We start from the raw sequence: 20,485 nt of genomic DNA, 5'->3' as shown, positions 1-20,485 counted from the left end.
TGCGAACCTCCGCGCCCGATCCGGTGTCTCACCATACGCGCCGCGGACATGACGCGCCTACGGTCCGTCAACTCTCAATCATTCTCAGTTCAACGGCTGGAATGTCGCGAAAGCCGTCTCCCTGAGCGTGCGGCAGGAGGCGTCATCCCACTCCTCCGCCGGGCACGTGATCATCACGGCGTAGCCGCGGTCGTCGTCGACCCGGAAACCCCTGTTGAGCACACGTACCCGTTCCCCGCGCTCGGTACGCTCGAACTGCCAGTCCGCAACGGTCGGATAGTCGCGCCACTCGATCGTCTCCAGGCTGATCAGCTCGTAGTCCGTGCTGTTCTGCCTGACCGCGGGCTCAAGGGAACGCCAGGCGGCCTCCGCGTCCTCCCCCGGACTGCTGTTGAAGTCGACCTGCACCTTGGGCGCCGAGCCGTCCGGAGCGCTGTATATCGCCCCCGAGTTCTGACCCGCTATGCCCGTGCGCTCCCAGCCGCGCGGCAGGGACATGCTGAAGTTGAAGTCCCCGTCGACGACTTCGGCGTACCCGGCCGGGCTGTCCGGCACGGACGCGTCCGGATCGTTCTCCGGCGACGTGCCCGGCGGCCCTTCCTCGGCCGGCGGATCGCCGTCCTCCTCCGACGCGTCCCCCGACGGACCTTCCCCGGCCGGGTCCTCCCCGGCCGGGTCCTCCCCGGCCGGCTCCTCCTCCGACGGCTCGTCATCGGCGGGAGCGGACGGCTCACCGCTGCCGTCCCCGCCCTGCGCGCCGCCGTCGTCGCCCTCGTCGCCGCTCCCGAGCTGCGCGGCGAGCAGTACACCGACCAGCGCGAGCAGCGCCACGACCACACCCGCGGCGATCAGCACGCGCCGACGCCCGTCGTCCTGCCCGGTGCGCGTCGCGGGCATCGGTCCGGTCGAACCCCCGGTCGAACCCCCGGATGCGCCCTTGGGCGACGCGGGGGAAGCGGCGGGCGCCGCCGGCGCGATGGCCGCGGCCGGCTGCGCCGGCGTGGGCGGCGCCTCCGGCACGTCCACCGCGATCGTCGGGTCCTCGACGGCGGCCAGCGCCGCGGTCAGGAGCCGGCGTGCGCCCGGCTCGTCGATCCGCTGCGCCGGCTTCTTCATCAGCAGCCGGGTGATGACCTCGGTCAGCGGCCCCGCGCTGAGCGGCGGCGGAACCGGGTCGTGCATCACGGCCGCCAGCGTGGCGATGGCGCCGCCCTCGTCATAGGGCGGGCGGCCTTCCACGCAGCAGTACAGCAGCGCGCCGAGCGACCACAGGTCGGCGGGCGGCCCGGGCGCCTCGCCGGTGGCCCGCTCAGGCGAGATGTACGACGGGGCTCCGACGAGCATGCCGGTCGAGGTGATGGACGGGTCGCCCTCCACCTTCGCGATGCCGAAGTCGGTGAGCACCACGCGGTTGTCCTCGTCCGCGATGATCACATTGGACGGCTTGACGTCGCGGTGCAGAATCCCGGCGGCGTGCGCGGCGCGCAGCACGTCGAGCACGGCCAGCCCGATCTCGGCGGCGCGGCGCGGCGGCATGGGGCCGTCGTTCCTGATGATGTCGGCCAGCGAACGGCCCTCGATCAGCTCCATCACGATCCACGGCCTGGACCCCTCGTCCACGACGTCGTAGATCGTCACGACGCCGCGGCTGCGGATCGTCGCGATCGCCTTGGCCTCGCGCAGCGTCCTGGTGATCATCCGCTTGCGCTCGCCATCGTCGACACCGGGCGGCAGCCGCAGCTCCTTCACGGCGACAGCCCGCCCCAGCACCTCGTCGGTGGCGTGCCACACCGTTCCCATGCCGCCCCGCCCGACGACGGCCCCGAGCCGGTACCGCCCGTTCAGCAGCCGGACGCCCCGCACCACCTGGGTCGCCTTGTCCTCGCCCGCCCCGGCTGCGGAGGACTCCGAACGGTCCCCCGAACCGTCCTTCCGCTCCCCCGACTTCGCGGCCCCCGCCGCGGCTGCGGGCTCCGGCTCCGGCTCCGCGTCGGACTCCGCGGCGGACTCCGCGCTCACCCGCGGATCGGCAACCCGGCCCGCCCCCGCGGCCCGCGGAGCGGGCTTCTCGGGGGGCGGAGGCGCCGCGTCCCGTGGTGTCTTCGCCGCCTCGGACGGCGGCTCTGCGGCGTCGGGTGTCTTCTTCTCGCGCGGCTCGATGTCCCCATTGTCTTGGCCCATGCGTCCCCTCCGGCTTCCCCGGCCATTGTCACCCATGCCGCCGACTCCCTGGGCCCGGGGAGCCGCGCCGCGTCAGAGCGGGACCGTGTCAGGCGCGCCGAGGCGGGCCGCGTCGGCGGTCTGGTCGTCGGGCTGCAACTGCGACTCGCGCTCCGCCTCGACCCGCTTCTCGTAGTGCTCCACCTCGCGTTCGACCTGCTCCGGCGTCCAGCCCAGCACGCCCGCCATGAGCCGGGCGCACTCCCGCGCACTGCGCGTGCCCCGGTCGAACGTCTCGATCGAGATACGGGTCCTGCGCGTCAGCACGTCCTCCAGGTGCCGGGCACCCTCGTGTGAACAGGCGTACACGATCTCGGCCTTGAGGTAGTCGTCCGCCGCGGGCAGCGGTTCCCCGAGGGCCGGGTCGGCGGCGACCAGATCGAGCAGCTCCTCCGTCAGGGAGCCGTAGCGGTGCAGCAGATGCTCCACCCTGGCCTCGTGCAGCCCGGCCCGCGCCGCCAGCCTGGCCCGCGCGTTCCACAGCGCGTGGAACCCCTCCGCCCCGGCCAGCCGCACCTCTTCCGTGCAGCAGGCGGCGACCCGCTGGTCCAGGCCGTGGACGGCCGCGTCCACCGCGTCCTTCGCCATCACCCGGTACGTCGTGTACTTGCCGCCGGCCACCACCACGAGGCCAGGCACGGGGTGGGCCACCGTGTGTTCGCGGGACAGCTTGCTCGTCGCGTCCGACTCCCCCGCGAGCAGCGGGCGCAGTCCCGCGTACACACCTTCGACGTCGTCCCGCGTCAGGGGAACGGCCAGCACGGAGTTCACATGGTCGAGCAGGTAGTCGATGTCCGCGCTCGACGCGGCCGGGTGGGCCTTGTCCAGGTCCCACGCGGTGTCGGTCGTGCCGACGATCCAGTGCCTGCCCCACGGGATGACGAACAGCACGCTGGTCTCGGTGCGCAGGATGAGGCCGGTCGAGGAGTGGATGCGGTCCTTCGGCACCACCAGGTGGATGCCCTTGGAGGCCTTGACGTGGAACTGTCCGCGCTCGGCGATCATCGACTGCGTGTCGTCCGTCCACACCCCCGTGGCGTTCACGACCTGCTTCGCGCGCACCTCGTAGGTGCCGTCCTGCTCCAGGTCCCTGACCCGCGCGCCGACCACGCGTTCGCCCTCGCGCAGGAACTCGGCCACCCGCGCGCGGTTCGCCACGTGCGCCCCGTAGCCGGCCGCCGTGCGCACCAGCGCGGCCACGTAGCGGGCGTCGTCCACCTGCGCGTCGTAGTACTGCAACGCGCCGACCAGCGCCTCCTTCTTCAGGCAGGGCGCCACCCGCAGCGCCCGGTGCCGTGACAGGTGCCGGTGCCGCGGCAGGCCGCGGCCGTGTCCCGAGGACATCGACATCGCGTCGTACAGCGCCACGCCCGAGCCCGCGTACAGCCGCTCCCAGCCGCGGTGCCGCAGCGGGTACAGGAACGGGACCGGCCGCACGAGGTGCGGGGCGATGCGGCTCAGCAGCAGTCCGCGCTCCTTGAGGGCCTCGCGGACCAGGCCGAAGTCCAGCATCTCCAGGTAGCGCAGCCCGCCGTGGATCAGCTTGCTCGACCGGCTCGACGTGCCCGACGCCCAGTCCCTGGCCTCGACCAGGCCGGTGGCCAGGCCGCGGGTCACGGCGTCGAGGGCGGTGCCCGCGCCGACCACACCGCCGCCGATCACCAGCACGTCCAGCTCACGTTCCGCCATCCGGGCAAGTGCTTCGGCCCGCTGCTCCGGCCCCAATGCGGCTGTCCTCACGCCTCTGCCTCCTTCAAGTCCGGCTGCTGTCGCACCAAACGGTCCCGCCCGGATTCCTACCGCTGTTCCCCCTCCGTGTGCCCTCTCGATGATTCCCCATTTCCTCCGCTTTGGCGCGCCGTCGGTCCGGCCCAGGGGGTCAATCAGCTACATCTGTCATATATGCCCCTAAGCTGACCACCGGGGAGAAGGGAGCGGTACCGCGAATGCCCGCTGATCTCGCCGTGCTCGGCCTGGGGCAGCTGGGGCTGCCCGCCGCCCGCGCCGCCACCGCCGCCGGCATCGGCACCGTCGGCTTCCTCGCGGACCCCGATGCCGCCGCCGGGATCAACGCGGGCCGGCCACCCGCCGGCGGCTCACTGTCCGCGGCCGAGCTGCGCCGCATGCTCGCCGCGGGGTTCCGCGCCAGCAGCGACCCGGCGGACCTCGGCCGGGTGCGCACCGCGCTGATCTGCGCGGCCACCCCGCCCGGCGCGGGGCACGCCCCGGATCTGAGCGCGGTCCGGGAGGCCGCACAGGCGCTGGCCCCGGTGCTGCGCCCGCGCATGCTGGTGGTGCTGGAGTCCACGGTGCACCCCGGCACCACCCGGGACGTGCTGCGCCCGCTGCTCGAACGCGGCTCCGGCCTGCGCGCCGGGCGCGACTTCCACCTGGCGCACGCCCCGGGGCGGCTCGACCCGGGCAGCCGAACGGTCGGCTACGCCGGCATCCCCCGCGTCATCGGCGGCCTCACCCCGGCCTGCACCGAGGCCGCCGCGGCGTTCTACGGGCGGCTGGCCGACAAGGTGGTGCGGGCGCGAGGCGTGCAGGAGGCCGAGGCGGTGAAGCTGCTCGAAACGAACTTCCGGCACGTCAACATCGCGCTCGTCAACGAAATGGCCGTGCTGTGCCACGAGTTGGGCATCGACGTATGGGACGTGGTGCGCTGCGCGGAGTCCAAACCGTTCGGCTTCCTCGCCTTCCGCCCCGGGCCCGGGGTCGGGGGCCGCGCGGCGGCCTGCGATCCGGGCGGGCGGCTGCGCCTGGTCGAACTGGCGCGCGAGGTCAACGAACGGATGCCGCGCTACGTCACCCAGCGCGCCGCCGCGCTGCTCAACGAGCACGGCAAGTCGGCGCGCGGCGCCCACGTCCTGCTGCTCGGCGTCACCTACCGGCCGGACCTGCCCGACCGGCAGGGCGCGCCCGCGGGCGAGATCGCCTCCCGGCTGCTGACGCTCGGCGCGGAGCTGATGTTCCACGACCCGTTCGTCGCCGAGTGGCGCGTGGCGGGCCGACCGGTCGCCAGGGCGGACTCGCTCTACGAGTCCGCCGCCGCCGCCGACCTGACGCTGCTGCTCCAGCACCACAGCACGTACGACCTCCAAGGCCTTGCCGCCAAGGCGCAGTTGCTGCTCGACACGCGCGGCGCCACCCCGGCGGGAGCGGCACACCGGTTGTAACGTCCGGCCCGCGTCGCCTAGCGTTCAGGCGCCATTTCCTCCGCGGCGCCAAGGTGATGCCACATGAGCGCAGACGAACGCACGACCGAAGCAGGCGGAAGGGCGGGGTTCAGCCGCCGGACCTTCATGGGACGTTCCGCCCTCGGCTCGGGGGTGGCGCTGACCGGAAGCGTGGGCGTGCTGGCGAGTGCCCCCGGCGCGCTGGCCTGCGAGGCGGGGCGGCAGACGGGCGGCGCCGGGTACGGGCCGCTGGTGGCCGATCCCGACGGAATCCTGTCGCTGCCCGAGGACTTCTCCTACCGCGTCCTCACCCGCACCGGCCGCACGACGCTGACCACGGGCGAGACGACGCCGGGCAACCACGACGGCACCGGCACCTTCGAGGGCCCGCGCGGCACGGTCCTCCTGGTCGTCAACCACGAGATGGACGGCCCCCGTTCCGAGTGGGACCACCCCGTGCCGCTCACCGAGGGACTGGTGTACGACCCGGCGGCGCCCGGCGGCTGCACGGTCGTGGAGGTCGGCGCGGACGGACGGCAGGTCGCCGAGTGGGTCGGCGTGGCCGGCACCTCGAACAACTGCGCCGGCGGCACCATGCCCTGGGGCACCTGGCTGACCTGCGAGGAGAACTCCGACCTTGCCGGGGAGAACGGCATGACCCGCGACCACGGGTACGTCTTCGAGGTCGTCCCCGAGGACCCGGAGGCCAACCGGAGCCCTCGGCCGATCAAGGCCCTGGGCCGCTTCGACCACGAGGCCGTCGTCGTCGACCCCGAGCGCGGCCACCTCTACCTGACGGAGGACGCGGACGAGCCGAACGGGCTGTTCTACCGCTGGACCCCGCCGTCCGGTTTCCGCCACGGCCGCGGCCGGCTCGGCACGCTGGCGGACGAGGACGGCGCGTTCGAGGCGTTCCGCTGCTTCGACGACCGCGGCCGGTTCGTCGACGACCTCTCCCGGGTGACCGAGCCGGGCACGGTCCTCGGCGTGGACTGGGTGCCCGTGCCCGACCGCGACGCGCGGGACACGCCGGTGCGCGAACAGTTCGAGGACGGCCGTGTCACGCGCGGCCAGAAGCTCGAAGGCATGTGGTGGGGCGACGGCGGCGCGTACTTCGTGTCGTCCTACGCCCGGGAGGAGAGCCCGGGCGAGCCGCACGACGGGCAGGTCTGGTTCTACGACCCGAAACGGCGCGCCGCCACCCTGAAGATCCGCTTCGGGGTGAACCCCGACCCGGACGGCGGCGACCGCCCGGACGGCCCGGACAACATCACCGTCTCCCCGTACGGCGGCCTGGTCATCGCCGAGGACGGCGAGGGGCTTCAGCACCTGTTCGGCACCGACGAGGACGGCGGCACGTACCCGATGGCCCGCAACGAGGTGAACATCGGCACCGAGGATGAGCCCGAGTACAGCGAGTTCGCCGGGGTGACCTTCTCGCCGGACGGCGAAACCCTGTACGCGAGCATTCAGGAGCCCGGCATCCTGCTGGCGATCACCGGCCCCTGGCGCCGCGGCTGAGGCGCCGCGGGCCGGCCGGGTCAGCGGGACCTGGCGACCATGACCTCGACCCGCTGGAACTCCTTCAGCTCCGAGTAGCCCGTCGTCGCCATCGCGCGGCGCAGGGCCCCGAAGAAGTTCATCGAGCCGTCGGGGATATGCGAGGGGCCCATGAGGATCTCCTCCGTCGTCCCGACGGTGCCGAGGTGGACCTTCTTGCCGCGCGGCACGTCCTCGTGCACGGCCTCCATGCCCCAGTGGTGGCCGCGGCCGGGGGCGTCCGCGGCGCGCGCCAGCGGCGAGCCCATCATCACCGCGTCCGCGCCGCAGGCGACCGCCTTCGGCAGGTCGCCCGACCAGCCCACGCCGCCGTCCGCGATGACGTGCACGTAGCGCCCGCCCGACTCGTCCATGTAGTCCCTGCGCGCCGCCGCGACATCGGCCACCGCGGTGGCCATGGGCACCTGGATGCCCAGCACGTTCCGCGTGGTGTGCGCGGCGCCGCCGCCGAAGCCGACGAGCACGCCGGCGGCGCCGGTGCGCATCAGGTGCAGGGCGGCGGTGTAGGTGGCGCAGCCGCCGACGATCACCGGCACGTCCAGCTCGTAGATGAACTGCTTCAGGTTCAGCGGCTCGGCGGCCCCCGACACGTGCTCGGCGGAGACCGTGGTGCCGCGGATGACGAAGATGTCGACGCCCGCGTCCAGCACCGCCTTGGAGAACTGCGCGGTGCGCTGCGGCGAGAGCGCCGCCGCGGTGACCACGCCGGCCTCCCTGACCTCACGAATCCGCCGGAAGATCAGCTCCTCCTGGATCGGCGCGGCGTAGATCTCCTGGAGCCGCCGGTTCGCCGCGGTCTCGTCGAGGCCGGCGATCTCGGCGAGCAGGGGCTCCGGGTCCTCGTAGCGGGTCCACAGACCCTCCAGGTTGAGAACGCCGAGCCCGCCGAACTCGCCGATGCGGATGGCGGTGGCGGGCGAGACCACGGAATCCATCGGCGCGGCGAGGAACGGGAGCTCGAACCGGTAGGCGTCGATCTGCCAGGCGATCGAGACCTCCTTGGGGTCGCGCGTGCGCCGGCTCGGCACCACGGCGATGTCATCGAACGCGTAAGCCTGCCGCCCGCGCTTGCCGCGGCCGATCTCGATTTCAGTCACGGAGGATTCTCCTTGCGTCGCGGCCGGTCAGCGCCGCGAGTAGTTCGGGGCCTCGGTCGTCATCTGGATGTCGTGCGGGTGGCTCTCCTTGAGCCCCGCCGAGGTGATGCGCACGAACCGGCCGCGCTCCTTGATGTCCGGAACGGTCCGGCCGCCGAGGTAGTACATCGACTGGTGCAGACCGCCGACCAGCTGATGCACCACGGACGCGAGCGGCCCGCGGAAGGGCACCTGCCCCTCGATGCCCTCCGGGACCAGCCGGTCGTCGTCGGCCACCTCGTCCTGGAAGTAACGGTCCTTCGAGTACGAACGCTGCTCCCCGCGCGACTGCATGGCCCCGAGGGAGCCCATGCCGCGGTAGGACTTGAACTGCTTGCCGTTGATGAACATCAGCTCGCCGGGCGACTCCTCGCAGCCGGCGAGGAGGCTGCCGAGCATCACCGTGTCGGCGCCCGCGACCAGCGCCTTCGCGATATCGCCGCTGTACTGGAGGCCGCCGTCCCCGATGACCGGGATGCCCGCCTCGCGCGCGGCGAGAGACGCCTCGTGGATCGCGGTGACCTGGGGCACGCCGATCCCGGCGACCACCCGGGTCGTACAGATGGAGCCGGGGCCGACACCGACCTTGATGCCGTCCACACCGGCGTCCACCAGCGCCTGCGCGCCGTCCCTGGTGGCCACGTTCCCCGCGACGACGTCCACCCGGTCGTAGTTCGACTTGATCTTCGCGGCCATATCGGGCACGAGACGGGAGTGCCCATGCGCGATGTCCACCACGACGAAGTCCACCCCGGCCTCGATCAGCGCCTGGGCCCGCTCGTACGCGTCACCGGCCACGCCGACGGCCGCGCCGACGATGAGCCGGCCCTCCCCGTCCTTCGCCGCGTTCGGATACTGCTCGGCCTTGACGAAGTCCTTGACGGTGATCAGGCCCTTGAGCAGACCCTCGCCGTCCACCAGCGGCAGCTTCTCGATCTTGTGCCGCCGCAGCAGCTCCATGGCGTCCGGACCCGAGATCCCGACCCGGCCCGTGACCAGCGGCATCGGCGTCATGACCTCGCGCACCTGACGGCTGCGGTCCGGCTCGAAGGCCATGTCGCGGTTGGTCACGATGCCGAGCAGCCGCCCCGCCGCGTCGGTGACCGGCACGCCGCTGATGCGGAACCGGGCGCACAGCTCGTCGGCCTCCCGCAGCGTCGCGTCCGGGCGGATCGTGATCGGATCGGTGACCATGCCCGCCTCCGACCGCTTCACGCGGTCGACCTGGGCGGCCTGCTCCTCGATCGACAGATTCCGGTGGAGGACGCCGGCGCCGCCCTGCCGGGCCATGGCGATGGCCATGCGCGCCTCGGTCACCCGGTCCATCGCGGCCGAGAGCAGCGGCACGCGCACCCGCACGTTGCGGGAGATGTGCGAGGAGGTGTCGATGTCGCCCGGCGCCATGTCCGCCGCACCAGGCAGCAGCAGCACATCGTCGAAGGTCAGCCCGAGCGCCGCGAACTTCTCCGGCACCTCACCCGCGTAATCAGTCATGACAGCCTTTCCCGCGCAACCCGCATGAAGGTCCATGCTACGGCCATCACCGGGATGGCTCAGCGCCCGGCCAGCGCCCGCAGCCTGCTCAGCGCCCGGTGCTGCGCGACCCGCACCGCGCCCGGCGACATCCCGAGCTTCTGGCCGGTCTCCTCCGCGGTCAGCCCCACCGCGACCCGCAGCAGCACCAGCTCGCGCAGGTGGTCCGGCAGGCTGGCCAGCAGGGTGCGGGCCCACTCGGCGTCGCTGCTCAGCAGGGCGCGCTCCTCCGGGCCGAGCGAGTCGTCCGGCCGCTCGGGCATCTGGTCGGAGGGGACCGCGGTGCTGCCGGGGTGACGCAGGGCGGCGCGCTGGAGATCGGCGACCTTGTGCTGCGCGATGGCGACGACGAACGCGTCGAACGGCCGCCCGGTGTCCCGGTAGCGGGGCAGCGCGCAGAGCACCGCGAGACAGACCTCCTGCGCGAGATCGTCCACGAAGTGCCGCGCCTCGCCCGGCAGCCGGGCCAGGCGCATCCGGCAGTAGCGCAGCGCGAGCGGGTGCACATGGGCCAGCAGATCGTGCGTGGCCTGCGCGTCACCCTCGGCGGCGCGATGCACGAGGGCGCCGATCGCCGTGTGCTCGTCATCGCGCATCGGTCCATGGTGCACCGTCGCCGCAGGGTCCGGACCACCGCGGGCGGAGTTGTGCACCGAAGCGTTATGTGCGGCGGGAGCGTTGTGGGCGGGAGTGCCGAACGACATGTCCCGGGCCCTCCCCTCGCACCTGGCCGACTCGTCCCCAAGGAGCGTCATACTCTCAAGGATGCGGCACCCGCGATCCTTTTGGGTCACCGCTCCTCACCGGACGGGGTGCCGACTCGTGGCCGCGTCCCCGTCCGGTCCCGTCGCTCAGCGCACCAGCCCCCACCGGAACCCCAGGGCAACGGCGTGCGCGCGGTCCGAAGCACCCAGCTTTTTGAACAGCCGGCGGGCGTGCGTCTTGACCGTGTCCTCGGAGAGAAAAAGCTCACGGCCGATCTCGGCGTTGGACCGGCCGTGGCTCATCCCCTCCAGGACCTGGATCTCGCGGGCGGTCAGCGTCGGGGCCGCCCCCATGTCCGAGGAACGCAGCCGGCGCGGTGCCAGCCGCCAGGTCGGATCGGCGAGCGCCTGCGTGACGGTGGCGCGCAGCTCCGCGCGCGAGGCGTCCTTGTGGAGATAGCCACGCGCCCCCGCGGCCACGGCGAGCGCCACGCCGTCCAGGTCCTCGGCGACGGTGAGCATGATGATGCGGGCGCCGGGGTCCGCGGAAAGAAGCCGCCGCACGGTTTCCACTCCGCCGAGGCCGGGCATTCGGACGTCCATCAGAATCAGGTCGGAACGGTCGGCACCCCAGCGGCGCAGGACCTCCTCGCCGTTGGCGGCCGTAGTGACCCGCTCAACGCCGGGCACGGTCGCGACCGCGCGGCGGAGCGCCTCCCGGGCGAGCGGGGAGTCGTCGCAGACAAGGACGGAAGTCATGGTCGCCCTCCGCAGCTGATGCGCACTTGAGCCTCCAGGCAGTCGTGTGTCGTCACCTGTGCGATTGACAAGCCGTGTCAACCGCCTCCGCCCTCTCAACGACGGTCACCCGAAAGAGTTACGGCCTCCAACCTCACAGCAGCAGCACTGTACGTGACCGGCTCGTCACGCGACCGCCGCGCTCAGCCAAACACGCCGAACATTCGTTTTTGCCCTTTTTAGACCTTATTGCCCGACTTGGAGTGCATAGATATATATTCAGCTGGTAGTCATATTTACATCCCCTTCCTCAGCCTCGATGACGATGGGACACCGTCATGGCAGATTTCTCCCGCCTTCCTGGCCCCAACGCCGACCTGTGGGACTGGCAACTGCTGGCCGCATGCCGGGGCGTGGACAGCTCACTGTTCTTCCATCCCGAGGGGGAGCGCGGAGCGGCGCGCAGCTCCCGCGAAGAAGCGGCGAAGGAAGTGTGCATGCGCTGCCCGGTGCGCGCCGAGTGCGCCGCGCACGCGCTGTCGGTGCGCGAGCCGTACGGCGTCTGGGGCGGCCTGACCGAGGACGAGCGCGAGGAGCTGCTCGGCCGCGCACGCCGCGATCTGGTGAACGCGAACGCGCCGCACTCCCGCGGATAGCGCCCACTACGGTCTTCGTATGACAACTGCATTGGTGACCGGAGCGACGTCGGGGATCGGCGCCGCGTTCGCCCGCCGGCTGGCCCGTGACCGGCACGACCTGGTGCTGGTGGCCCGTGACGCACAGGCGCTGGGACACCAGGCCGCCGAACTGCACGACCGGCACGGGATCGAGGCCGCCGTGCTGCGGGCGGACCTGTCGACCGACGAGGGCATCGCCGCTGTCGAAGCGCGGTTGTCCGAACGGGCGCACCCGGTAGACCTGCTGATCAACAATGCCGGCTTCGGGCAGCGGGGCAGCTACCTGGACGTGCCCGTGGCCGACGAACTGCGGATGCTCAAGGTCCACTGCGAGGCGGTGCTGCGGCTGACCTCGGCCGCCGCGGAGCCGATGCGGCGGCGCGGCCGGGGCGGCGTGGTGAACGTGGCGTCGGTGGCCGCGTTCCTGCCGCGCGGTACCTACGGGGCGTCCAAGGCGTGGGTGGTGCAGTTCACGGAGGGCGCGGCCCGGGACCTCGCGGCCGACGGCGTGCGGCTGATGGCGCTCTGCCCCGGATTCGTGCGCACCGGCTTCCACCAGCGGGCGGGGCTCGGGACGGACAACATCCCGGGCTGGATGTGGCTGGACGCGGACCGGGTGGTGGACGCGGCACTGCGGGATCTGGCCAGACGGCGGACGGTGTGCATTCCCGATCCGCGGTACAAGGTGCTGATGGGCGCGGCCCGGCTGGCGCCGCGCGGCGCGCTCGGCGGCCTGTCCTCCCGGGCGGGCCGCAGGTACGGGCCGCGGCACGACGGGCAGTGAACTGGCCGGGGAACGGGGGTAGGGACGGCGGCGGGCCCCCGGCCGCCGCCGGTGCTCCGGGCGGCGGGCCGGGGGCCCGCGGGGTCGTGCGCGACCGCGTCAGTGGGCGTGGCCGTGGCCGTGCCCGGCGGCCTGCTCCGGCTCCTCTTCCTTCTTCTCCACCACCAGGGTCTCGGTGGTGAGCAGCAGGGAGGCGATGGAGGCCGCGTTCTGCAGCGCGGAACGGGTCACCTTCACCGGGTCGATCACGCCGTCGCCGACCAGGTCGCCGTAGGTCCCGGTGGCCGCGTTGAAGCCCTGGCCCTTGTCCAGCTCGGCCACCTTGGCGGTGATCACGTAGCCTTCGAGGCCCGCGTTCTCGGCGATCCAGCGCAGCGGCTCGACCGCGGCACGGCGCACGATGGCCACGCCGGTGGCCTCGTCGCCGGTCTTGCCGAGGCCGCCGTCGAGCACCTTGGCCGAGTGGACGAGCGAGGCGCCACCGCCGGGGACGATGCCCTCCTCGACGGCCGCACGGGTGGCGGAGATGGCGTCCTCGAGGCGGTGCTTCTTCTCCTTCAGCTCCACCTCGGTGGCGGCGCCGACCCGGATGACGCACACGCCGCCGGCCAGCTTGGCCAGCCGCTCCTGGAGCTTCTCCCGGTCCCAGTCGGAGTCGGTGGCCTCGATCTCGGCGCGGATCTGCGCGACCCGGCCCTCGATGTCGGCCGCCTTGCCCGCGCCGTCGACGATGGTGGTGTCGTCCTTGGTGATGGTCACGCGGCGCGCGGTGCCCAGCACGTCGAGACCGGCCTGGTCGAGCTTGAGGCCGACCTCTTCGGAGATCACGGTGCCGCCGGTGAGGGTGGCCATGTCGCCGAGCATCGCCTTGCGGCGGTCGCCGAAGCCGGGGGCCTTGACGGCCACCGAGTTGAACGTGCCGCGGATCTTGTTGACGACGAGGGTGGACAGCGCCTCGCCCTCCACGTCCTCGGCGACGATCAGCAGCGGCCGGGAGCCGCCGGCCTGCATGATCTTCTCCAGCAGCGGGAGCAGGTCCTGGATGGAGCCGATCTTGCCCTGGTGGATCAGGATGTAGGGGTCGTCGAGGACGGCCTCCATGCGCTCCTGGTCGGTCACCATGTAGTGCGAGAGGTAGCCCTTGTCGAAGGCCATGCCCTCGGTGAAGTCGAGGTCGAGGCCGAAGGTCTGGGATTCCTCGACGGTGATGACACCGTCCTTGCCGACCTTGTCCATGGCCTCGGCGATCAGCTCACCGACCTGCTTCTCCTGGGCGGACAGCGCGGCGACGGCGGCGATGTCCTCCTTGGAGTCGATGGGCCGGGCGCTGGCGCGCAGGTCGTCGGCGACGGCCTCCACGGCGGCGTCGATGCCGCGCTTGAGGCCGGAGGGGGAGGCACCGGCGGCCACGTTGCGCAGACCCTCGCGGACGAGCGCCTGCGCCAGCACGGTGGCGGTGGTGGTGCCGTCACCAGCGATGTCGTTGGTCTTGGTCGCCACCTCCTTCACCAGCTGCGCGCCCAGGTTTTCGTACGGGTCCTCGGACTCGACCTCGCGCGCGATGGTGACACCGTCGTTGGTGATGGTCGGCGCGCCGAACTTCTTGTCGATCACGACATTGCGGCCGCGGGGACCGATGGTCACCTTGACCGCGTCGGCAAGCTGGTTCACGCCGCGTTCGAGGGCGCGCCGGGCGTCCTCGTCAAACTTCAGGATCTTCGCCATGGGTGTGGATGTCCCTTGCGTTCTTCGGGGAAAACGAAACCGCGCCCCGGGCCGTGAACGGCTGCGTCAGCCGTGGACCCAGGGGCGCGGTGCGATCACTTCTCGATGATCGCGAGCACGTCGCGAGCGGAGAGGACGAGGTACTCCTCGTTGTTGTACTTCACCTCGGTGCCGCCGTACTTGCTGTACAGAACGATGTCGCCGACCTTGACGTCGAGCGGCAGGCGGTTGCCGTCCTCGAAGCGGCCGGGGCCGACGGCCAGGACGGTGCCCTCCTGGGGCTTCTCCTTGGCCGTGTCGGGAATGACCAGGCCCGAGGCCGTGGTCTGCTCGGCGTCGAGCGGCTGGACCACGATGCGGTCCTCAAGCGGCTTGATGGCAACCTTGGAGCTGGCGGTCGTCACGATCCGACCTCCCCCTTCGGAGATCTCACGGGGTCTTCTATGGCTGGACGGCGACGTGGTGGACCCGTCGTCGCGGGTGCCGGATCAACCTGTCGCGCAGTGTCTGGCACTCCCGCAGTGAGAGTGCCAGCATCGAGACTATGCGTCGGTTAGCACTCAGTCAACTAGAGTGCCAGTTCGCCTGGTGGGCGGTAGCGCGAGGGGGCGCGCGCGCCGGTGAAACGCCCCCCGTCCGGGGCCGGTTGACCGCCGGGACACGTCCCGCGGAACGCGCCGCCCGGCGCGTCCGCGAAAGTTCCTAGAGGTAGTCCTCCAGCCGGGCGAGGGCGAAGCCCTGCTCGGTCGCGGTGTCGAGTACCCGCCGCACCATGTCGGTCATGGTGCCGTCCCACTCCCCCGGGCCGCGGAAGTGGGTGAGGATGATGTCCCCGGGGTGGAACTTCCGGTCGGCGCGCCCCCACTCGATGCGGTCGGGGAACGCCTCCTGGGCCCACAGCGGCACCGCCGTCACCCCGCAGGACGCGGCCGCGCGCAGCGTGTCCCGGTCGTAGGCGCCGTAGGGCGGCCGGAAGAGGACGGGGCGCTCGCCGATCTCCCGTTCCAGGTTGTCCTGCTGGCGGCAGATCTCGGCGCGCTGCTGCCGGTAGGACAGCCGGGGCAGCTCCGGGTGGGTCACGGTGTGGTTGTGCACACCGGAGCCGTTCCGGTGGGCCCTGCGGAAGTAGCCGTAGTCGTCGCGCGCGACGTAGTCGGTGACGAAGCTGCTGTAGGGCACGTCGAGTTCGCGCAGCATGTCCAGCAGCTTCGGGTCCTTGTCCGCGCCGTCGTCAATGGTGAGGAAGACGACCTTGTCCTCGGTGGGGGCCCGGACGATGACCGGCGGCAGCCCGGGCCCCGAGAGGTGGCCGGGTTCGGTGGCGAGCTTCGGCTTGTGTGCCGGTGGCGCGGGAGCGCGCAGCGGCGCGCGGCGCAGTCCCCAGCGTTTTGCGGCGACGACGCGCCGCGCCTCGGCCCGTTCGAGCCGCTTGGCGTAGGCCGCGGTGGCGTCGGCGACGGCCTGTGCCTGGCGGTGCCGCGGCAGGCCGAGGACCGTGCGCGCGCCGAGCGCGCCCGGCGGGTTGGCGTCCACGGTGGACGCGAGGTGCGACGCCGGCTCCTCCGCTCCGGGCAGGAGGTACGGGGGCAGGCCGGCCCCCGAGCAGACAAGGGCGAGCATCGCCGCGCCGCCGAGGGTGCCGTAGCGTCGCACTCCCCGCCCAACCCGACAATCCTTTTGTCCTACTTGTCGGATAATCTTCATGGCTTGGGATGCTGCCACCCCCACCGCCGGACCCGCGCACGCCGTTCCGCGCCGACGGGGAGAATGACCCGTGTGGCCGCAACCGAACTCGACGCATTCCGCGCCCTGCTGACCGCCCCGGGACGGCGCCTGCTCGACGACCTCAGGGGTCTCGCGCCCGGCGACGAGCTGGCCGCCGCCACCCGGCTGCGCCGCACCCACCCGGCCGACCTGGTCTCCGCGGCCATCGGACAGGCCCGCCTGCGGGACCGCGCCGCGGCGAAATTCGGGCCCGAGGCCGCGGCGATGTACTTCACGCCCGACGGCGTCGAGCAGGCCACCCGCGCCCCGGTCGCCGCCTGGCGGGCCCGCCGCTTCGCCGCGCTCGGCGTCCGGCGCGTGGCCGATCTGTGCTGCGGCATCGGCGGCGACGCCATCGCCCTGGCCAGGGCGGGGCTGAGCGTGCTCGCCGTCGACCGCTCCCCGCTGGCCTGCGCCGCCGCGGAGGCCAACGCCGCGGCGCTCGGCCTCGCCGACCGCATCACCGTGCGCTGCGCCGCCGTCGAGGACGTCGACGTCTCCGGCTGCGACGGCGCGTTCGTAGACCCCGCGCGCCGGAGGACAGGCGGCGGCCGGATCTTCGCGCCCGAGGCGTACTCGCCCCCGCTGTCCTGGGCCGTCGGGCTGGCCGGCCGGCTGCCGCACGCCGCGCTGAAGATCGCGCCGGGCGTGCCGCACGAGGCGCTCCCCGGCGACACCGAGGCGGAGTGGGTCTCGTACGGCGGCGACGTGAAGGAGGCCGTGCTGTGGTTCGGCACCGGACCTGCCGCGCCCCGCCGCGCCACGCTGCTGCCCGGCGGCGACAGCCTCACCGGCACTGCGCGCCCCGCGCCGGCCGGGCCGCCGGGCCGCTACCTCTACGAGCCCGACGGCGCGGTCATCAGGGCCGGTCTCGTCGCGGACGTCGCCGAGCACGTCGAAGGCCGCCTGCTCGACCCGCACATCGCCTACGTCACGGCCGACACGCTGCGCCCCACCCCGTTCGCCACGGCCTACGAGATCACCGACGTGCTGCCATTCAACGTGAAACGGCTGCGCGCACTCCTGCGCGAGCGGAACGTCGGCACCCTCACCGTCAAGAAGCGCGGCTTCGCGGTCACCCCCGAGGAGCTGCGCAGCCGCCTGAAGCCCCGCGGCCCGGCCGCGGCCACCGTGTTCCTCACCCGCATCGCGGACGCGCCCACCGTGCTGATCGGCCGCCCCGCGGGGCCGTAGGCCGCCGGAGGGCGCCGTTCAGTCGGGCACCCGCGTGAACCGCCAGCGGTGCACCGGCCGGTGCAGCAGCTCTTGCGGGGGCTCGGGCAACGGGTCCCCCTCGGCTCCGGCGGGCCACCAGGTGATGACCAGCACCCGGTCAGCGGGCGCGGTGAACGTCTCCCGGCGCAGCGGGGCGCGCGCCGGCCGCTGGGTACGCACCCAGGCCAGCAGCTCCGCGCCGCGCCCCTCGGCCGCCCGCGCCTCCCACATCAGCGCCACGGTCACCGGCGGCCGCCCGGCACGTGGGGCTCCGTCACCGGCAGCGACGAGTCGGCGGGCAGGCCGAGCGCGGAGGGCTCCCGGCCGCGGGCGGCCATCTCGGCGCCGAGCGCGGCGACCATCGCGCCGTTGTCCGTGCACAGACCGGGGCGCGGCACCCGCAGCGTGATACCGGCCGCGGCGCACCGTTCCTCGGCCATGGCGCGCAGCCGCGAGTTCGCGGCGACGCCGCCGCCGATCATCAGGTGGTCCACGCCCTCCTCGCGGCAGGCCCGGACGGCCTTGCGCGTCAGCACGTCGGTGACGGCCTCCTGGAACGAGGCGGCCACGTCCGCCACCGGCACGTCCTCGCCCGCGTTCCGCCGCGCCTCGACCCAGCGGGCCACCGCCGTCTTCAGGCCGGAGAACGAGAAGTCGTAGGGCGCGTCCCGCGGCCCGGTCAGCCCGCGGGGGAAACGGACCGCGTCCCGGTAGCCCTCGCGCGCGAGCCGGTCGATGACCGGGCCGCCGGGGAAGCCGAGGCCGAGCACCCGGGCGATCTTGTCGAACGCCTCACCCGCCGCATCGTCGATCGTCGTGCCCAGCGGCCTGACATCCGCCGTGATGTCCGGGGCGAGCAGCAGCGAGGAGTGGCCGCCGGAAACGAGCAGCGCCATGGTCGGCTCGGGCAGCGGCCCGTGTTCGAGCTGGTCCACGCACACGTGCGAGGCCAGGTGGTTGACGCCGTACAGCGGCTTGCCCAGGGCGTAGGCGTACGCCTTGGCCGCCGATACCCCGACCAGCAGCGCGCCCGCGAGCCCTGGCCCCGCGGTGACGGCGACGGCGTCGAGGTCGGACGCGGTGACGCCGGCCTCCTTCAGCGCCCGTTCGATCGTGGGAACCATCGCCTCCAGGTGCGCCCTGCTGGCGATCTCCGGAACGACGCCCCCGTAGCGGGCGTGGTCGTCCACGCTGGAGGCGACGGCGTCGGCGAGCAGCGTGTGGCCGCGGACGATGCCGACCCCCGTCTCGTCGCAGGACGTCTCGATGCCGAGCACGAGCGGTTCGTCAGCCATGCGTTCCCGCTTCCCCTTCCGTTGCTTCGTTCGCCAGGGCGCCGCCCGCGGGCAGCTCGCGCCGCATGACCAGGGCGTCGTGGTTCCCCGGCTGGTAGTAGCCGCGGCGGACGCCGACCCTGGTGAACCCGAACCGCTGGTACAGGCGCCTGGCGGGCCGGTTGTCGACGCGCACCTCCAGCAGCACCTCGCGGCAGGCGAACGGGCCGGCCGCCGCGCCGAGCAGCGCGCCGAGCAGCCGGGCGCCGAGCCCGGCGCCCTGCCGGCCCGCGGTGACCCCGATGGTCATGACCTCGCCGGTGTCCCCCGCGACGCCGAGGCCCGCGTAGCCGACGAGCGTGCCGTCCGACTCCGCGACCAGGTAGAGGCGCCGCCGCCCGGGCCCGCCGGCCTGGGCCAGCTCGGCCCAGTAGGTGGCCTCCGACCAGGCGTCCTGGGGGAACAGCTCCTTCTCCAGCGCCAGCACGCCCGGAATGTCCCACCAGCGCATCTCGCGGAGCGCGGGCCCTTCCGCGTCCGTCATGCCCGCGTGACCGCCTTGTACCCGGCGGGCACCCGCGCGTCCGGGCGGCGCAGGTAGCGCGGGACCGGCTCCTGGAGCGGCTGCCCGGCGGCCATCAGCTCCGCCGCGAGCCCGGCGAGCGCCGCCGCCGAGGCGTGCCGCGGCAGGTCATCCCGCGCGCCGGGGAACGCCTCCCGGTACAGCAGCGCGCCCGCCCCCACGGCCGGCAGCCCCGCCGCCCCGGCCGCGACGTCCGCGGGCCGGCCGACCGCGGGCCCGGCCACGCGGGTGCGGGCGTCGGCGTACCGCGCCCAGTAGACCTCCTTGCGCCGCGCGTCGGTGGCCACCAGGAACGGCTCGGTCAGGCCCGTGGCCCAGGCGATGCCGTCCAGCGTGCACAGGCCGTGCACGGGCAGGCCGCGCGCGGCCCCGAACGCCGCGGCGGTGGCCAGGCCGACGCGCAGTCCGGTGTACGGTCCCGGGCCGGTGCCGACGACGATGGACGTCACCTCGCCGAGGCCGCGGCCGGCCGCGGCGAGCACCCGGTCCACGGCGGGGAGCAGCAGCTCCCCGTGCCTGCGGGCGTCGGTCTCCTCGGCGGCGGCGAGCACCCCGGTCCCGTCGTGGAGCGCAACGGTGACGGCGGGGGTGGCGGTGTCCAGGGCGAGCAGCAGCACGCAGCAAGCCTAAAGCTCCCCGGGAGGCGCGGGCGTCCCTGGTACCGTCGCCCTCTGGACTCTCCGGCGGGTTTCCGTGAAAGGCGGCGGCAGAACAGTGGCGCGGCATACCTCTGGCTCCCATTCCGGCGCCTTCGTCACCCTGCTGACGGCCGCCGCGATCGCCGTCGTCGCCTTCTTCGCCTACCAGGCATCCGCGGCGGACGACCGCCCGGGGAACGGCGGGGCGCCCTCCCAGTCGGCGTCCCCCTCGGGCGAAGGGGGCGGGGAGCAGGCGGACCCGTCCGAAGGGCCGCCGCCGGTGCCCGCCGAGTCCGGCACCGGCAAGCGCGTCGTCTACTCCGTGGAGCAGCGGCGGGTGTGGCTGGTCGATCTGAGCGAGGACGGAACGGGAGAGGTCGTCGCCGACACCTACGAGGTGTTCCCCAGCTCGGTGACCCCGCCGCCCGGCGAGTACGCCGTGGAGTGGCGGACCGCGCAGGGCAGCGGCTCCGACGGGGTCCCGACCGAGCACACCGTCGGCTTCCACCAGGACGCGGACGGTATCGCGTTCGGCTTCTCCGCCGCGCTGGACGGCTCGACGCCCGACCCGGAGTCGAGCCAGCGCACGGGCGCCCTCCGGCAGACGCGGGAGGACGGGGACACGATGTGGCTGTTCGCCACCGCCGGCATCCCGGTGATCGTCGTCCCGTAGGCCACCCCGGCCGCGGCGAGGCGGACGCGGCGTCGGCGGCGTCGGCGGCTGCCGGGAACGCGTCATATGCCGCTGACAGGTT

General features: G+C 73.1%; 19 protein-coding genes. 6 read left to right on the top strand and 13 right to left on the bottom strand.

Features of this window, described 5'->3' with window-relative positions; translation table 11 throughout:
* Positions 1-84 precede the first annotated feature (84 nt).
* On the bottom strand, positions 85-2,181 hold the full coding sequence (locus RM779_RS13675) for a serine/threonine-protein kinase (RefSeq protein ID WP_311617943.1): 2,097 nt from the start codon (positions 2,179-2,181) through the stop codon (positions 85-87).
* Between the two features lie 72 nt (positions 2,182-2,253).
* Positions 2,254-3,960 carry a glycerol-3-phosphate dehydrogenase/oxidase gene (locus tag RM779_RS13670; RefSeq protein ID WP_311617942.1) on the bottom strand — a complete coding sequence of 569 codons (1,707 nt, stop codon included), beginning with the start codon at positions 3,958-3,960 and terminating at the stop codon, positions 2,254-2,256.
* Positions 3,961-4,166: 206 nt separating this feature from the next.
* On the opposite strand from RM779_RS13670, the gene RM779_RS13665 reads away from it, so the two are divergent.
* Positions 4,167-5,399, top strand: coding sequence for a nucleotide sugar dehydrogenase (locus RM779_RS13665; RefSeq protein WP_311617941.1), 1,233 nt, complete (start codon positions 4,167-4,169; stop codon positions 5,397-5,399).
* Positions 5,400-5,462: 63 nt separating this feature from the next.
* Complete coding sequence (locus RM779_RS13660) at positions 5,463-6,920, top strand: alkaline phosphatase PhoX (protein ID WP_311617940.1); 1,458 nt, start codon at positions 5,463-5,465, stop codon at positions 6,918-6,920.
* Between the two features lie 20 nt (positions 6,921-6,940).
* On the opposite strand, the gene RM779_RS13655 is transcribed toward RM779_RS13660, so the two are convergent.
* From RM779_RS13655 to RM779_RS13640, 4 genes are all read right to left on the bottom strand, one after another.
* On the bottom strand, positions 6,941-8,056 hold the full coding sequence (locus RM779_RS13655; protein ID WP_311617939.1) for a GuaB3 family IMP dehydrogenase-related protein: 1,116 nt from the start codon (positions 8,054-8,056) through the stop codon (positions 6,941-6,943).
* Positions 8,057-8,083: 27 nt separating this feature from the next.
* Positions 8,084-9,589 (bottom strand): IMP dehydrogenase, encoded by a 1,506-nt coding sequence (gene guaB, locus RM779_RS13650; RefSeq protein WP_311617938.1) that lies wholly within the window; start codon positions 9,587-9,589, stop codon positions 8,084-8,086.
* 59 nt (positions 9,590-9,648) lie between these two features.
* Positions 9,649-10,224, bottom strand: coding sequence for an RNA polymerase sigma factor ShbA (shbA, locus tag RM779_RS13645; protein ID WP_107485046.1), 576 nt, complete (start codon positions 10,222-10,224; stop codon positions 9,649-9,651).
* A gap of 255 nt (positions 10,225-10,479) precedes the next feature.
* Positions 10,480-11,091, bottom strand: a complete 612-nt coding sequence (locus RM779_RS13640; RefSeq protein WP_019431595.1) for a response regulator transcription factor — start codon at positions 11,089-11,091, stop codon at positions 10,480-10,482.
* Positions 11,092-11,408: 317 nt separating this feature from the next.
* On the opposite strand from RM779_RS13640, the gene RM779_RS13635 reads away from it, so the two are divergent.
* Both RM779_RS13635 and RM779_RS13630 read left to right on the top strand, forming a co-directional pair.
* Positions 11,409-11,726: a WhiB family transcriptional regulator gene (locus tag RM779_RS13635; protein WP_311617937.1), complete on the top strand. Its 318-nt coding sequence runs from the start codon at positions 11,409-11,411 to the stop codon at positions 11,724-11,726.
* A gap of 19 nt (positions 11,727-11,745) precedes the next feature.
* A complete protein-coding gene (locus RM779_RS13630) occupies positions 11,746-12,531 on the top strand; it encodes an SDR family NAD(P)-dependent oxidoreductase (RefSeq protein WP_311617936.1) in 786 nt (261 codons plus the stop codon).
* 99 nt (positions 12,532-12,630) lie between these two features.
* Here RM779_RS13630 and groL read toward each other — a convergent pair whose 3' ends face one another.
* From groL to RM779_RS13615, 3 genes are all read right to left on the bottom strand, one after another.
* On the bottom strand, positions 12,631-14,256 hold the full coding sequence (groL, locus tag RM779_RS13625; RefSeq protein ID WP_311617935.1) for a chaperonin GroEL: 1,626 nt from the start codon (positions 14,254-14,256) through the stop codon (positions 12,631-12,633).
* Between the two features lie 95 nt (positions 14,257-14,351).
* A complete protein-coding gene (groES, locus tag RM779_RS13620; protein WP_077059501.1) occupies positions 14,352-14,660 on the bottom strand; it encodes a co-chaperone GroES in 309 nt (102 codons plus the stop codon).
* Between the two features lie 298 nt (positions 14,661-14,958).
* Positions 14,959-15,909, bottom strand: a complete 951-nt coding sequence (locus tag RM779_RS13615) for a polysaccharide deacetylase family protein (RefSeq protein WP_311617934.1) — start codon at positions 15,907-15,909, stop codon at positions 14,959-14,961.
* A 114-nt stretch (positions 15,910-16,023) separates the two neighbouring features.
* Here RM779_RS13615 and RM779_RS13610 point away from each other — a divergent pair, with 114 nt between their 5' ends.
* Positions 16,024-17,214: a class I SAM-dependent methyltransferase gene (locus RM779_RS13610; RefSeq protein ID WP_311617933.1), complete on the top strand. Its 1,191-nt coding sequence runs from the start codon at positions 16,024-16,026 to the stop codon at positions 17,212-17,214.
* A gap of 18 nt (positions 17,215-17,232) precedes the next feature.
* On the opposite strand, the gene RM779_RS13605 is transcribed toward RM779_RS13610, so the two are convergent.
* Genes RM779_RS13605 through tsaB form a run of 4 tightly spaced genes read right to left on the bottom strand, consistent with a single transcriptional unit; the run spans position 17,233 to position 19,709 of the window.
* Positions 17,233-17,481 (bottom strand): hypothetical protein, encoded by a 249-nt coding sequence (locus RM779_RS13605; RefSeq protein ID WP_311617932.1) that lies wholly within the window; start codon positions 17,479-17,481, stop codon positions 17,233-17,235.
* A complete protein-coding gene (tsaD, locus tag RM779_RS13600; RefSeq protein ID WP_311617931.1) occupies positions 17,478-18,530 on the bottom strand; it encodes a tRNA (adenosine(37)-N6)-threonylcarbamoyltransferase complex transferase subunit TsaD in 1,053 nt (350 codons plus the stop codon). Before tsaD ends, RM779_RS13605 begins: the two co-directional genes overlap by 4 nt.
* Positions 18,523-19,053: a ribosomal protein S18-alanine N-acetyltransferase gene (gene rimI, locus RM779_RS13595; protein WP_311617930.1), complete on the bottom strand. Its 531-nt coding sequence runs from the start codon at positions 19,051-19,053 to the stop codon at positions 18,523-18,525. The genes tsaD and rimI overlap by 8 nt, the downstream gene beginning before the upstream one ends.
* Positions 19,050-19,709 carry a tRNA (adenosine(37)-N6)-threonylcarbamoyltransferase complex dimerization subunit type 1 TsaB gene (tsaB, locus tag RM779_RS13590; RefSeq protein ID WP_311617929.1) on the bottom strand — a complete coding sequence of 220 codons (660 nt, stop codon included), beginning with the start codon at positions 19,707-19,709 and terminating at the stop codon, positions 19,050-19,052. The genes rimI and tsaB overlap by 4 nt, the downstream gene beginning before the upstream one ends.
* A 97-nt stretch (positions 19,710-19,806) precedes the next feature.
* On the opposite strand from tsaB, the gene RM779_RS13585 reads away from it, so the two are divergent.
* On the top strand, positions 19,807-20,403 hold the full coding sequence (locus RM779_RS13585) for a hypothetical protein (protein ID WP_077059508.1): 597 nt from the start codon (positions 19,807-19,809) through the stop codon (positions 20,401-20,403).
* Positions 20,404-20,485: the final 82 nt, after the last annotated feature.

The sequence above is a fragment of the Streptomyces johnsoniae genome, assembly GCF_031845565.1.
In the GTDB taxonomy this organism is placed as follows: Bacteria; Actinomycetota; Actinomycetes; order Streptomycetales; family Streptomycetaceae; genus Streptomyces; species Streptomyces johnsoniae.
The sequence above is the reverse complement of the archived record's forward strand: the minus strand, read 5'-3'. Positions and strand labels throughout refer to the sequence as shown.